We start from the raw sequence: 14,144 nt of genomic DNA, 5'->3' as shown, positions 1-14,144 counted from the left end.
GTTCAGTAGTAAAACGTCTGATGCGATGCTTTAGATGCAAATAAAATGTGTTTGTTTTACTCAGCTTAAAACGCACAGGCCTGTACAACAGACATTAAAAAAGCCCGCCTTGCTGAGCAAACCGAGCTTTTATAGATTAGCTATTATAACGCTAAACTTATTTTAATGCTTATATTTCAACTATTTATTCTAGGTTAGTGCGTTCTGTCACTGGCTTAGCCAAGCTGCTTTCTAAGCTCTGCCATAAAGGCATTAATGCGTTCTGCATTTTTACCTAAGTCACTTTTGCCTACTCGAGACTTACTACGAACATCAACAAGCGTGTTGTCGCCTTTTTCTGTCAGCCTGATTACTACATCGTCTTTAAAGCCAAACCATGTAGTTGTATCGGTGGCTTCAAGCGTGTTAGGCAGGGCGCCAGCGGTAACGTTGTCCCATCCGAGGGTAGCAATGGCTTTTTCTGCAGCAACGTATACTTCACTTACAGGCTGCGGAAGTAGCTGCGTTTTAATTTCTGGATACGCTTCTAATTGCTGCTTAGTAATATCGCCGCCTTCGTAATTAACATCGTTTGGCGCGCCTTCGCGAAGTGGTGCAATAGCAACAAACTCAGGTGGATTTGTAACATCAGTGGTAATGTCGTGAATAGGCGGAACAGTGCTTGCCTTGCTCATCATGCTGACTGGCATTGCAACCGCAATTAACGCTAAAACAGCATATACGATAGTGCTACCCCAGCTAATATTTTTACGATTTATGATCACCTGCAGCACGATAAGGATAAGAGCGGCACCGCCAACATAAACTCCGTAACGTAAAGATGTAAATGCTGTACCTAAGCCTACACCTGCGTACTGATACAAAGGGCCAGGCAATACAACCATCAAAAAGCCAAGGATACTGGTTAACGCGACTAATATTTTCAAGGGAACTCCATTATTTTTGTTTTATATTTTGGACTACTTTAACAGGCATTTTGGCGTTTTGGATTACTTTGTGGAAGATAAATATGTAATGGAGTACTACATACTTAATTTGTTAAGGTAATTCCTTATTCAACTGCAATGCCTATCGTAATGAGTTTTTGGACAAGACCATTCTCAAAGAGAGTTATTTAGAGAGTAGTAGATTGAAGGCCAATACTGTGACCAAAGCGCAAGACACCTCGCCACTACATGAATACCTTGCAGATATGCTGGTGGATATACTATCGACTATGACAAGTCTGTTTGAGGAGGGGGTGACTGAGTACACGCTAATTTCAATGTTAAAAAAGCCGCCTTACGCGGTTTTTGATGAAGAGGCTCTGCGTGACCCGCTTATGCTGTTTAAAACCCACTTCATTTTGTTTAACGCGCTCTATCAACTGCGTTCGATATGGCTTAAGGACGGGGTAGGCAAGCTTGATATACATACGCTTAATATTCGCCTAGATTTATTTGCAGGTGCAGATGCAGATGTGGATGTAGGTGCCGCTGCGCCTAAACAAGAGCTTGCACCGGAGCCTACACTTGCATCTGAAGATGAATCGGCAACGACAATAAATGCGCACAAGGTAGGCCCTCACGACGCATTGGCTTCTTACTACTTAGATTGGAACAATTTCGAACAAACTGACGAAGAGAGTGTTGAGGCATTACTAGCAAGCTTTTGGTCAACAATGGGAAAGGTCCAATACGCTTCTTTCAACGATGGCGATATTGAAGCAGCCCATCGCATACTTGGGCTCACCTGGCCCTGCGCTGCATTACCACGTAAAGAGCATGACGCCTATTCTTTGAAAGAGATTAAAAAACACTACAGAAAAAAGCTACAGCAGCTGCACCCCGATAAAGGAGGAAGTCGCGAACAAGCTCAGCAGGTCATTTCGGCATATCAATTATTAGTACGCTTCTATTCGTTTAAATAGAACGTGAACAGATAAAACCGGCGTAGTGATAAGGATAAATGATATGTCATTAGTTATTTAACGACGACATTTGTAAACTCGGCTACTTAGCCTTTTAATCTTTAGTATAAGAGCGCAGAATAGAGCCAATAAGAACATAGGTTCGTATATATTCGAATTCCAAACTATGTCACATCAATACCGGTACTCAACAGCCACTTTCGCCTCGCCAAAAGTGAGTATCCCGGCACAGTAAAATAGACAAGCTTTGCAAACATTCATTGCGTTATTGCAGATGGCATATCGCAGATGACGTATTTCAGATGGCGTTCGGCCGTCTGCATTTAATTAGTTATTGGGAAATAGAAGATTTATGAGTCGCATTTTTTACCTTACTGCAGCGTTACTGACCTTATTTGCACTTTTAGGTGTTGCAGCATGTTCAAACGAATCAGCACAATCGCCAGACTCGCAGCAGTCAATGCCTGCGCCTTCTGTTTCTGTAGTAACCCTCAAAAGGCAGCCAGTGCAGCATGAAATGGTGTTGCCGGGCCGAGTGAGTCCATCCCGTCAATCACAGGTTCGTCCGCAGGTAGATGGTGTTATCACAGACCGTCTTTTCGAAGAGGGGGCGCAGGTAAAAAAAGGCCAGCAGCTTTACCAAATAGATCAGGCTAGATATCTAGCGCAACTCAACAGTGCAAAAGCAGATTTGAAAAGTGCCCAGGCCAACTTAAAAACCTTAGAAGCAAAAGCTCGTCGATACGATGACCTGGTCGAGAAAAATGCCGTTAGCAAACAAGAGTACGACGATGTTATTGCGCAAAAAGAGCAGGCCGAAGCTGCCATAAGCGTTGCTGACGCAGCAGTTGACGTTGCCAAAGTGAATATGGGCTACACCAAAGTATACGCACCTATAAGCGGGCAAATCAGCCGCTCTTTTGTTACCGAAGGTACTCTTGTTACTACTAATCAAGCCCAGCAACTTGCCATCATCACACAGCTCGACCCTGTATTTATCGATATGCAGGAGTCGGGGGCTTCCATTCTCACTTTACGCCAATCTATGCGAAATCAAGGCGCACTCGATGTAGAGCTAACGGTGGATGAAGTGAGTGGAGAAAAGTACTCACACACCGGTAGCGTTAAGTTTTCTGAAGTCACCGTTGATGAAAGTACCGGCTCAGTGACGTTGCGCGCCGAAATGCCTAATCCCGACAGTATCTTGTTACCAGGTTTATTTGTTAAAGGTCATGTGATCACGGGGCGAGAGAATGCGTTGCTTGTGCCACAGCGAGCTACAACTCGCCAAACCGACGGTTCGCTTTCAGTATACGTAGTGAATAGCCGCGGTGAAGTTGAGGGTCGAACCCTCAGCGTTGGGCAAATTTATCGCGACCAATATGTGGTAAACGATGGGGTAAGCGAAGGCGAGCAAATCATTGTTACCGGTTATCAAAAGGTAAAACCAGGTGCGAAAGTGAATGCATCTGAGTGGCAACCATCATCACGCGGCTCACGATAAGCAAGCAAGGAATTTTTAGTTATGGCTCGCTTTTTTATAGACAGGCCCGTGTTTGCATGGGTATTAGCAATTATTACGATGATGGCAGGTGTACTTGCCATCTATACACTTCCTATTGAGCAATATCCCAAAGTAGCTCCCCCTACAGTAACCATAAGTGCTGCGTACCCTGGCGCATCAGCCGAGACGGTAGAAAACTCGGTTACCCAAGTGATTGAACAGAGTCTTTCGGGCATTGATAACATGCGCTACTTTTCCGCTAGTAGCTCAAACAGCAGTGTTTCTATTAGCCTCACCTTTGAGCCTGGTACCGACCCTGATATTGCACAGGTTCAAACCCAAAACAAAGTGCAGGGTGCGTTACCTTTATTACCTGCTGAAGTGCAGCAGCAAGGGGTGACGGTGTCGAAGTCAAACAGCTCTTTTGCCTTAGCCGTTGGCTTTTATTCTGAAGACGACTCGATGAACCAGTTCGATTTAAGCGACCTTCTGGTTTCTCAGTTTCAAGACCCTATATCACGGGTTAATGGTGTGGGCAGCGTACGCGTGTTTGGTGCCCAGCGCTCTATGCGTATTTGGTTAGATCCTAACAAGCTTTACAGCTACAACCTTACCCCTGTCGATGTGCAAGCGGCGGTTCAGGTGCAAAATACCGATGTATCTGCAGGACAGTTAGGCGGTTTGCCAGCCATTAATAATCAACAAATCAACGCTACTATTCAGGCGCAAAGCCGCTTACAAACTGAAAAAGACTTTGAAAATATTGTATTGCGGGTAAATACCGACGGCTCTCAAGTGCGTGTGCGCGACGTAGCTCGCGTTGAATTGGGTGCGCAAAGCTATGATGTCATTGTACGCTACGACAGAAGGCCAGCGTCTGGTATGGCGATTAGCCTTACCTCTGGCGCCAATGCTCTCGATACCATTGAAGCGGTAAAAGCTCGGGTAGAAGAGCTGCGCGCTAACTTGCCAGACAGCGTAAAAGTGGTGTATCCGGTAGACAGTTCGCCTTTCATCGAACTGTCTATTCAGTCGGTGGTGGAAACCCTAATAGAAGCTGTGGTGTTGGTGTTTTTAGTCATGCTGCTTTTCTTGCAAAACTGGCGAGCAACGCTTATTCCTACCATAGCCGTTCCGGTGGTTCTGCTAGGGACCTTTGCTGTACTGTCGCTGTTTGGTTTTAGTATTAATGTTCTCACCATGTTTGCTATGGTATTGGCCATTGGTCTTCTCGTTGATGATGCCATTGTCGTGGTAGAAAACGTTGAACGAATTATGGAAGAGGAAGGGTTGCCGCCTGCCGAAGCCACCAAAAAGTCGATGACACAAATTACCGGCGCGCTGGTGGGCATTGCCGCGGTGCTTTCTACCGTGTTTATTCCCATGGCCTTTTTCAGCGGCTCGGCGGGGGCTATTTATCGCCAGTTTTCGGTAACCATTGTGTCTGCAATGGCGTTCTCTGTGTTGGTTGCTATCGTTCTGTCGCCGTCTCTTTGCGCCACATTATTGAAAAAGCACCCAGAAGATCAGGATAAAAACAAAGGCTTCTTTGGCTGGTTTAATCGTAACTTTAACAAGGGGCGTGACTCTTACCAGCGCACCACTACGCACATGGCGAAACGGGTTAAACGCTATTTTGTGGTCTACGGATTATTAGTGGGAGGCATGGCGCTTATTTTCAGTCAGCTACCAGGCGCCTTTCTACCCGATGAAGACCAAGGGCGAATGATGGTACTAGTGAGCACTCCCCCAGGTGCTACCGCTGGCAGAACGCTGGAGTCGATTAAGCAAGCAGAAGACTATTTCCTTAACGAAGAGCAAGAAGCAGTAAACGGTCTGTTCTCAGTTGTTGGTTTTAGTTTTGCAGGCCAGGCGCAAAATGCAGGTATGGCATTTATTAACTTAAATGACTGGAGCGAGCGTGATGATGACAGCTCGGCCTTTGCTGTGCTAGGAAGAGCCTTTGGTGCCTTTAGTCAAATTGAGGATGCCTCTGCGTTTCCAATTGTACCGCCGCCTATTATGGAATTAGGTAATGCCACAGGCTTTGACATGCAGCTAGTCGACAGAGCGGGCAACGGCCATGAAGCCTTGATGAATGCGCGTAATCAACTGTTGGGAATGGCGGCGCAAAATCCGAAGCTGGCAGGTGTGCGTCCTAACGGGCTTAGCGACGTGCCTCAGTTCAAGATAAAAATTGATAGCGAAAAAGCCTCTGCCCTTGGACTGAACTTGAGTGACATTAATCGTACGCTTCAAATTGCATGGGGCTCAAGCTACGTGAATGACTTTATTGATAAAGGTCGTATAAAGCGAGTGTATATGCAGGGTGACGTGCCCCATCGTATGACGCCAGATGACTTAGAAAAGTGGTATGTGCGCAACAGCGACGGTGAGATGGTGGCGTTCAGTACCTTTGCCACCACAGAGTGGGTATACGGTTCACCTAAGTTAGAACGCTTTAACGGCATATCATCGGTAAACATTCAGGGTAGTCCTGCTGAAGGTATATCCTCAGGGGAAGCGATTACCGAAATGGAAAAGCTTGTTGCACAACTTCCGCCAGGCTATGGCATTGAATGGTCGGGTTTATCTTTTGAAGAGCAGCAAGCGGGCTCGCAAGCGCCAATGTTATACGCTATTTCAATACTGGTGGTATTTTTATGTCTTGCTGCATTGTACGAAAGCTGGTCGGTGCCTTTTGCGGTAATGTTGGTTGTGCCGTTAGGTATTTTAGGCTCGGTGACAGCAGCGTTTATCTTTAATTTAGCCAACGATGTCTATTTGCAGGTGGCATTTTTAACCACCGTAGGCTTGGCTGCAAAGAACGCTATTTTGATTGTGGAATTTGCCAAGGAAGAGTACGAGAATGGCGTTGACCTAATGACCGCGGTTTCAAATGCAGCGTCTCAGCGCTTTCGCCCTATTCTTATGACTTCAATGGCCTTCATTTTAGGCGTAACACCACTGGCCTTAGCGAGCGGTGCAGGTGCGGCGAGTCAAAATGCTATTGGTATCGCTGTAATGGGCGGCATGTTTGCGGCCACCTTCTTAGCTATCTTCTTTGTGCCTATGTTTTATGTAATGGTTGAAAAACTGTTTCATAAAGAAGACAAACAGTGAGGATTTACGATACAGTAAATTTTCACCTATCGTACTTTTAAACAAAGATGCAATAAGGACATAAGAATGACAACCGTTGTATTCTCGCACGGCAAAGAAAGCGGCCCTTGGGGCAGTAAAATTACTACGCTTTCGAATGTAGCAACTGATATGGGCTTTGGCGTAGAGAGTATTGATTATCAAGACCTTGATTGCCCAGAAGCCCGTTTAACGCGCCTTAAAGAAACCATTGCTGAAAAGTGCAACGATGTCATTTTAGTGGGCTCTAGTATGGGCGGCTATGTGTCGCTGGCGGCCGCGAGTCAAATTTCTGCTCGCGGTGTGTTTTTAATGGCGCCTGCTCTGTATATGCCAGACTACGAAATTCAGCGCTATCCCTATGACGGGTACGTAAGCTTAGTGCACGGTTGGAATGACGATATTATTCCAATTGAAAATAGCCTTAAGTATGCTCGTCATCAAAAAGCGCAGTTGCTGCTATTAAACGACGGCCATCGCTTGGCCAATAGTAAGTCGGTGATTTCGCCCTTTTTTAGAAACTGGCTGGAAAAGTTCCGTTATCAGTAAGCCTTAGAACTAGCCGAAGAGACAATAGTCAAAAAAGCCTAGGCAAAAATAATCATGTCATACGCCCACGTTAGTGGGCGTTTTTGTAGATAGAGTAACGGATTCTCTAAGACTAATCGCTTAGGCGGATATTCGTTGATTGAGGAGGGAAAGTCGCTGAATTTATGGCATTATTGATGTATTGGCTTCGCTAGCTCATAGAGGCAGAAAAGTATGGCATTACGCTTACCCCCAGCGCCAGATTGGCCCGCGTTGATAAAATCAGGTTGTCGTGTTTTTGTCGGCGGTAACGCATCAGTCCCCCATGCACTGGTGCAGCACCTCATTGATAATAGTGAGGGATTCAGCGACATTGAATTAGTGCATATGCTGGCGCTAGGCGATACCCGCTGGGTAAAACAAGAATACAAAAACCTATTTAAGGCAAATACCTTCTTTATTGGCGGAAGTGCCATGCGCAAAGCGGTTGATGAGGGGCGTGCCGACTATACCCCCGTGTTTCTGTCGGAAATATCCAGCTTATTTAGCGACGGAACATTAGCATTAGACGCTGCAATGGTAAATGTCAGCCCTCCAGACGAGTTTGGCTACTGCTCGCTAGGTGCATCGGTTGATATTGCCATGTCTGCCATACGCCACAGCAAAAAAGTGATTGCCCAAATCAACCCGCAAGTGCCGCGAACAGCGGGTCATTCCTATATTCATATTAGCGAGATACACGCCTGCATTGAAGCTGATGAACCATTGGTAGAAGTGTCTACACCACCCATAGATAGCGTAGCTGAGCGAATTGGGCAGTATGTAGCCATGCTGGTGAATGACGGCGCCACACTGCAATTTGGCATTGGAAAAATTCCCAGCGCTACCCTTAAGTACCTTTGTACCCATAAAGATTTGGGTATTCACAGTGAAATGCTCACCGACAGTATTATTGAATTATTGGCTTCAGGCGCAGTAACCAATAAGAAAAAGACATTCCACCCCGGTAAGGTAGTGACAAGTTTTGCCATTGGCACGCGTAAGCTGTACGAACTGATTGATAACAACCCACATATAGAATTCTATCCGAGTAGTTACGTCAATAAGCCCACCAATATTGCGAAAAATGACAATATGGTAGCCATTAATAGCGCACTTGAGGTAGACCTTACTGGGCAAGTTGTTGCTGACTCTTTAGGCTATGACTTTTATAGCGGCATAGGGGGGCAGGTGGATTTTGTCACTGGCGCATCTATTAGCAAAGGGGGCAAGGCCATTATTGCGCTGCCTTCTACGGCCCAAAATGAAACTATTTCCCGAATTACACCGCAAATTAGCGAGGGCGCTGGCGTCGTCACGTCGCGGGGTAACGTGCAATATGTGGTAACGGAATACGGTATCGCTTCGCTAAAAGGAAAAAGTATTCGAGAGCGTGCGCTAGAGCTTATTCGAGTAGCCCATCCTAAGTTTCGTTCGGCGCTGTTAGAAGAAGTTAGGCAGCACTACTGGGTACCGCATTATCAAGAAAAGTACCCTACCGACATTCCTGAGTTAGGCGCTATTCAGCTTAAAAAACTAGATATACGGGGCGAACGTTTTTATATGCGACCGCTCAACCCTGCCGATGAACGACGGCTGCAGGAATTTTTCTACTCTCACACTAAAGAAACTTTACGACTGCGCTATAACTACGATCCAAAGCAAATGTCCCGCGAGAAGTCCTGTAATTTAGTCAGTGTGGATCAAAGCTCTGATGCGGGGCTTTGTATTGTGCGTCAAGAGGGCTCTCGTATCACCATTCATGCAGTTGGGCGATTCTATTTTAATCCGTCAGACAATACCTGTGAGGCTGCCTTTGTTACTCGTGAGACTCAGCAAGGAAAAGGCATGGCAAAACTACTGTTAAAAGAGCTCATCAATATTGCGAAAAAGCGCGAGATCAGCAAGATGATGGCCTACGTTCGCGGGGATAACATGCCCATGATTGCTATATTTGAACAAGCAAAGTTTAAACGTAAATTTACCGGTGACCCGAGTGATGTTGAATTGGTCCTTGATGTGGCGTCGCTGACATGACAATAAAAATTTTCCGTGGTAAACACGGCACTAAACACGACCTAGGAAAAGAGCATCCGGAATCACCAGACCGCCTATTTGCTATAGACGATCAGTTGTTATCATCTGGGCTAGAGATGATTTGTGAGCATGGGGATGCTACGCCAATCCCTGAGGCATATTTATCATTGGCCCACGACCCTTACTACATTAAAAGTGTATTCGACCGTGCTGCGCAGGTGTCTTTCAGTGATGATGAAAAAACAATGTACGCTAGTGACACAACGGCTACAGCGTGGCTCGACGAAGATACAGGGTTAATGAAGCACAGTTTAACGGCAGCGTTGGAGTCGGCCGGTGCTGGCTGTAATGCCGTAGACTATGTTATGGCGGGTACAGAGCGGCAGGCCTTTTGCGCCACTAGGCCCCCAGGGCATCACGCTACCTACGATAGCGCGATGGGCTTTTGCGTATTCAATAATATTGTGTTGGCAGCGCGCTATGCACTGCAAAACTATAATCTACAGCGGGTAGCCATAGTGGATTTTGATGTTCATCATGGTAACGGCACAGAACAGATAGTGGCGGGCGATCAGCGCATTATGCTGTGTTCAAGCTTCCAACATCCTTTTTATCCCCATAGCGGAGCACCGGTTTCCGCGAGTAATATTTTAGCAGTGCCCCTTGAAGCGGGTATAACTGGCGATGTATTTAGAGAAAAAGTACAGCATTGGTTTAATGCGCTCTCTAATTTTCAGCCTCAGCTCATTCTCATTTCGGCAGGTTTTGATGCTCACGCTGAGGATCCCATGGCTCATTTGCGTTTGGTGGAAGACGATTATTTTTGGATAAGCCAAGCATTAAGGCGTGTGGCTGATAGCTGCTGTGAAGGACGAATCGTAAGCATGCTAGAAGGCGGCTATGACTTGAGCGCATTGGGGCGAAGTGTGGTTGCGCATCTCAAGGGCTTAAGTCAACCTTAGCCCAGCCAACGTCCTAGCATATAAACCCCGGCACCTGCCATGGCGAGGTTTTCCGTTAATGAAATAAAGCCTAGGGGGAGGTTAGAATTACCGCCTACACAGGCGCATTTAAGTTCTCGCTTATCAATATAAACAGCTTTAACCACCGATATTGCTCCCACTGTACCAATGCACAATGAAATAGGAGCAACTAAATATGCTGGAAAACTTGCTAGCATTCCTAACCCTGCATATGCTTCGGCAAATGGGTAAAAATAGGCATAGCGAACATGTCTCATGGCAAAAAGGTCGTAGGTAATAAACTGATTTGAGAATGCCACGAGATCTTGCAGTTTTTGCATAGCTAACAATACCATGGTAATGCCGATAAACGACATAATGACTTGTTCTGGACTGAAAGAGAGCCCTTCACCGCTATCATTGAGCAGCAGTGCAATTACCATAAGAGCCGCGAGTGAAAATGTGACAATGATTGGGGTGTACCGCGAGCCTTTCTCGTCTTCCTTCTTTAAATTGAAAAAATCTCGGAGCTCGTCGTAGCCGCCAATGCGCTGACCATCGATAAAGGTTTGGGGCGTGGTCGTGACATCATGCTTTTCTTTAAAAGCGTCGGTTTGTTCACGAGTGCTGAGATGATGGTCTTCTACCGTGTAACCTTTGCGTTCAAGTAAATCTTTAGATTTCAAGCCAAATGGACAGATATGCTCATCTGTCACCATTCTGTAAAGTGTTGCGACTTGGTTTTTGCTATGTGCGGCATACTTTGTATTTTCATTGGCTTTCATAAACGCGAACGCTCCCTATAAATGTTACAAACTCTATTAATGCATACGCAAATTATTCACAGCCATGCGGCGCATTAGGTCGCTTTCTCATATACTTTGAACAATGGGTTACATATTGCGTGCCAAATTACATGTTACCTGCCAAATCAACAAAAGCAGCCTGTGGCGTCGCTGTTAATAATAGCGCCATTATAGGGAAGTTGGTGCGTGTAGCTTACCACTTGGTCCACTAAGTTTTTACCAGTAAAACAGCCATAGCCTGTGGCGTAAGGACCTACGTAGCGCAACTGGTAGTTCTCATCAATAACAATCAATGCAGGAACGGTAGTGATTATATTGCTTAGCCCTTTCACGGTGTCTAGCGCAATGTCGACAACGCCGTACTGTGATTCACCAAGGCGATTGAGTAACTGCGTTTGATGGGGTGCGGTGAGTGTTTCGCAGTAGCAACTTTCAGATGAGCCAACGTGAATAATACTGGCACTGGGGACATTACTGTCTTTAAGAAGCTGCAAAAGTTCACTGTCAAATGTGGGTGAGGTTGAGTGATGAAGCAGTATGCCGTCAGGGTCGAATTCTGACAGCTGGCGCTGACTGTACACTAACATGGCGGCCAGCAGGCCGCTTGCCCATAAGGCAAGCAGCGCCCAAGAAAGACCTTTTGTCATTGCAGTTTAAAGCGCTCGATGGCACCGCGCATTTTTTGCGATATTTGTGTAAGCACCTGCACTTCGCCAGCAAGAGACTCTGCGGTAGCGAGCTCTTCAGAAGTATATTCGCTTAAACGAGCGGTACTTTCGGCAATGGATGCAGACGCTGTTTCTTGCTCTACCGCAGATGTAGCAATTTCTGTCATGCTTTCACTGGCATCGTTCATCTGAAGCATAATGTCTGCCATTGCATTGGTTGCACTTTCACTCGACATAACTGCCTCATCAACAAGACTGATACAAGACTGCATTTGATCTACCGAGCTTGCCGTTTGAGAAACTAGCTGCTCAGTGATACTTGTGATTTGTTCCGCACTTTCTTTTGAGCGAATGGCAAGTGTACGTACTTCGTCTGCAACCACGGCAAATCCTCTACCATGCTCTCCAGCTCGGGCCGATTCAATAGCAGCATTAAGAGCAAGCAAATTAGTCTGCTCCGCTACCGCAGTAATCGAGCGCATGGCGTCTGAGATATGAGAGCATTGTTCGTTTAGTGCAGAATTTGTTTTTGCTGCGCTATTTAGCGTGCTTCGCAATGAATTGATCGTATGGCTAGTTGTAGAAATAGAATCTCTAGTATTTTGTGACGACACCTTAGCTGCCGACGCTTTATCACTGGCAATCGTGGTTTGCTCTGTCGACATCTGCATGGTTTGCGCAATTTCTTCTGACGAAGCTGACACCATAGCTAACTCTTGATCTGTTTTGTGGCTTATATCGAACATGTTGTTAGCAGCTTGCTCCATATTTCCACAGCCCCTTACAACGTCGTCAGTAAGTGACGAAGCCAGTTGAACTAACTCTTTAACTTGGTCAATCAATTCGCCAAAGGGACGAAGAATTTTATTGTCTCTGTCGACAGCAACAGTTAAGTCCAGCTTGTTACTTTCCTTTTGCATATCGTGAATGGCTAAGGATAATTCAGCTGCTCCAGCGCCTTCTTCATGGGCAATTTTCGCCATGTACATCAACACGCCACCTTCCGCTACGGCAAACGCAGCGTGCAAAAGCAATATGGTGAATGTAACGTGACCTTCTTCAAATATCACAAGCGGTGCGCCGCTAGATTGTAAAAGAAAGAAGCTAATGTGATGCACCGCGACCACTGCCGTACCGGTGGCAACCACTTTCCAGTCTCTAAATACCGATAAGAAAGCAAGTAGCACAAAAATTTCAAAATGGATTTCAATAAGGCCGAATGACTGATGGATATGCAGTGCGGTTAGCAGCTGAACACCAATAGCCATCGCGTGGCGGCTTAAGGCAGAATAGGGAGACTGCAAGCTTAACATTAGGGGCACCGCGGCAATGGGGATACCAAAGATAAATGCGGGCAGAAGTTCCCCTGTAATAAGACCGATAACAACTGCAATAACCAGCTGAGCGATTATTACTACGCGAAATATTTTCTGACCTTCTAAAAGCCAAGGGTATTGCATATAGGTCTCCGCCATGTGTTTAAGTAAAGTGTAGAAGAAATATCAGCTTCCTGCTAAATTGACCGAATAATAGACTATTTTAGATAACGACGACATGTGACTTTGGTCTATATTTTTCTCTTTTTATCAGTTGGTTATAGTTATTAAAATCGCTAAGCTGGTATTAATTTTTAAACCATAAATAAGATATCTATGTCACATATAGTTTTTCTCTCTACCGACAATTTAGACGATTTTTTTGTCTATGACGAATTGCTCATTCCTCATTTTGAGGACATAGGATGGTCGGTAGAGACAATCTCATGGCACGAACAGAACGTGAATTGGGACCAGTACGATTACGTCATTGTGCGCAGTACGTGGGATTACCAACAGCATCCTGATACCTTCCTCAATACATTAGGAAACATTAATAAGTCTTCGGCTATCTTGTTAAATCCTTTAGAGTTGATTAGATGGAATATAGAAAAGCAGTATTTGAAGGACCTCGCAGGGGCTGGGATCCCCATAGTAGATACTAGTTGGGGAGAGCGTTTTGCGGCGCAAGATATACATAATGCTTTTGCGCGGTTTAACACTGAAGAAGTTGTTATTAAGCCAACATTGAGTGCAAACGCCGATGACACCTTTAGAGTCTCTTCCTCAAATATCGCCGAGGTAATGCCCTCACTTACGACTAGCTTTGCCGCTCGTCGGTATATGATTCAACCCTTTTTATCGAGCGTGGTTGAGGAGGGGGAATACTCTCTGTTTTACTTTGGAGGGTGTTACAGCCATGCCATATTAAAAGTGCCTCAACAAGGAGACTTTCGAGTTCAGGAGGAGCATGGCGGGCAGTTACTGGCCGTAAAAGCAAATATTGCTCAGCAAGAAATAGCACAGCGAGCACTAGATGCAATGCCGGCTCAAGCTCTGTACGCACGTGTCGACCTGGTTCGCCAAGAAAACGAGTGGGCAATTATGGAACTAGAACTTATAGAGCCTTCACTGTACTTCAATCTAGATCCGGCTTCTCCTGCTCGTTTTGTAAAGGCGTTATTGTCTTATTCGAAAGCTTAGGTTTAAGGCTAATGGCTACTACTTTTTTCAA

11 protein-coding genes are annotated in these 14,144 nt (G+C 45.6%); 7 read left to right on the top strand and 4 right to left on the bottom strand.

Going from position 1 to position 14,144, the window contains the following annotated elements; genetic code table 11:
- Positions 1-215: 215 nt before the first annotated feature.
- Entirely contained in the window at positions 216-926 is a 711-nt protein-coding gene (locus tag O9X84_RS05115; RefSeq protein ID WP_269518541.1) for a DUF1499 domain-containing protein, read from the bottom strand.
- Between the two features lie 203 nt (positions 927-1,129).
- Between O9X84_RS05115 and O9X84_RS05110 the strand changes: the two genes are divergently transcribed.
- The 6 genes from O9X84_RS05110 (at position 1,130) to O9X84_RS05085 (ending at position 10,120) form a co-directional block, all read left to right on the top strand.
- Positions 1,130-1,909: a DNA-J related domain-containing protein gene (locus tag O9X84_RS05110; protein WP_269518540.1), complete on the top strand. Its 780-nt coding sequence runs from the start codon at positions 1,130-1,132 to the stop codon at positions 1,907-1,909.
- 352 nt (positions 1,910-2,261) lie between these two features.
- Positions 2,262-3,413 carry an efflux RND transporter periplasmic adaptor subunit gene (locus O9X84_RS05105; protein ID WP_269518539.1) on the top strand — a complete coding sequence of 384 codons (1,152 nt, stop codon included), beginning with the start codon at positions 2,262-2,264 and terminating at the stop codon, positions 3,411-3,413.
- A gap of 21 nt (positions 3,414-3,434) precedes the next feature.
- Positions 3,435-6,536 (top strand): efflux RND transporter permease subunit, encoded by a 3,102-nt coding sequence (locus tag O9X84_RS05100; protein WP_269518538.1) that lies wholly within the window; start codon positions 3,435-3,437, stop codon positions 6,534-6,536.
- Positions 6,537-6,602: 66 nt separating this feature from the next.
- Entirely contained in the window at positions 6,603-7,103 is a 501-nt protein-coding gene (locus tag O9X84_RS05095; RefSeq protein ID WP_269518537.1) for an alpha/beta hydrolase, read from the top strand.
- 213 nt (positions 7,104-7,316) lie between these two features.
- Positions 7,317-9,158 carry a bifunctional acetyl-CoA hydrolase/transferase family protein/GNAT family N-acetyltransferase gene (locus O9X84_RS05090; RefSeq protein WP_269518536.1) on the top strand — a complete coding sequence of 614 codons (1,842 nt, stop codon included), beginning with the start codon at positions 7,317-7,319 and terminating at the stop codon, positions 9,156-9,158.
- Positions 9,155-10,120, top strand: a complete 966-nt coding sequence (locus tag O9X84_RS05085; RefSeq protein WP_269518535.1) for a histone deacetylase family protein — start codon at positions 9,155-9,157, stop codon at positions 10,118-10,120. Before O9X84_RS05090 ends, O9X84_RS05085 begins: the two co-directional genes overlap by 4 nt.
- Here O9X84_RS05085 and O9X84_RS05080 read toward each other — a convergent pair.
- From O9X84_RS05080 to O9X84_RS05070, 3 genes are all read right to left on the bottom strand, one after another.
- Positions 10,117-10,905, bottom strand: coding sequence for a glutaredoxin (locus O9X84_RS05080; protein ID WP_269518534.1), 789 nt, complete (start codon positions 10,903-10,905; stop codon positions 10,117-10,119). The genes O9X84_RS05085 and O9X84_RS05080 overlap by 4 nt on opposite strands.
- A gap of 146 nt (positions 10,906-11,051) precedes the next feature.
- Positions 11,052-11,573 (bottom strand): DUF6436 domain-containing protein, encoded by a 522-nt coding sequence (locus O9X84_RS05075; protein WP_269518533.1) that lies wholly within the window; start codon positions 11,571-11,573, stop codon positions 11,052-11,054.
- Positions 11,570-13,054: a methyl-accepting chemotaxis protein gene (locus O9X84_RS05070; RefSeq protein WP_269518532.1), complete on the bottom strand. Its 1,485-nt coding sequence runs from the start codon at positions 13,052-13,054 to the stop codon at positions 11,570-11,572. Before O9X84_RS05070 ends, O9X84_RS05075 begins: the two co-directional genes overlap by 4 nt.
- Positions 13,055-13,246: 192 nt before the next feature.
- Between O9X84_RS05070 and O9X84_RS05065 the strand changes: the two genes are divergently transcribed.
- On the top strand, positions 13,247-14,113 hold the full coding sequence (locus O9X84_RS05065; protein ID WP_269518530.1) for an ATP-grasp domain-containing protein: 867 nt from the start codon (positions 13,247-13,249) through the stop codon (positions 14,111-14,113).
- Positions 14,114-14,144 lie beyond the last annotated feature (31 nt).

Source organism: Alteromonas sp. BMJM2, from assembly GCF_027257845.1.
Lineage (GTDB): Bacteria > Pseudomonadota > Gammaproteobacteria > Enterobacterales > Alteromonadaceae > Alteromonas.
Note: the sequence above shows the minus strand (reverse complement) of the source record. Positions and strands in the feature narration are given on the sequence as shown.

What these genes read in the sequence shown, in the direction of transcription:
- O9X84_RS05095 (WP_269518537.1), top strand. Translation starts at nt 6,603, where the DNA reads ATGACAACCGTTGTATTCTCGCACGGCAAAGAAAGCGGCCCTTGGGGC.
- O9X84_RS05065 (WP_269518530.1), top strand. Translation starts at nt 13,247, where the DNA reads ATGTCACATATAGTTTTTCTCTCTACCGACAATTTAGACGATTTTTTT.
- O9X84_RS05090 (WP_269518536.1), top strand. Translation starts at nt 7,317, where the DNA reads ATGGCATTACGCTTACCCCCAGCGCCAGATTGGCCCGCGTTGATAAAA.
- O9X84_RS05100 (WP_269518538.1), top strand. Translation starts at nt 3,435, where the DNA reads ATGGCTCGCTTTTTTATAGACAGGCCCGTGTTTGCATGGGTATTAGCA.
- O9X84_RS05105 (WP_269518539.1), top strand. Translation starts at nt 2,262, where the DNA reads ATGAGTCGCATTTTTTACCTTACTGCAGCGTTACTGACCTTATTTGCA.
- O9X84_RS05070 (WP_269518532.1), bottom strand. Translation starts at nt 13,054, where the DNA reads ATGCAATACCCTTGGCTTTTAGAAGGTCAGAAAATATTTCGCGTAGTA.
- O9X84_RS05080 (WP_269518534.1), bottom strand. Translation starts at nt 10,905, where the DNA reads ATGAAAGCCAATGAAAATACAAAGTATGCCGCACATAGCAAAAACCAA.
- O9X84_RS05085 (WP_269518535.1), top strand. Translation starts at nt 9,155, where the DNA reads ATGACAATAAAAATTTTCCGTGGTAAACACGGCACTAAACACGACCTA.
- O9X84_RS05075 (WP_269518533.1), bottom strand. Translation starts at nt 11,573, where the DNA reads ATGACAAAAGGTCTTTCTTGGGCGCTGCTTGCCTTATGGGCAAGCGGC.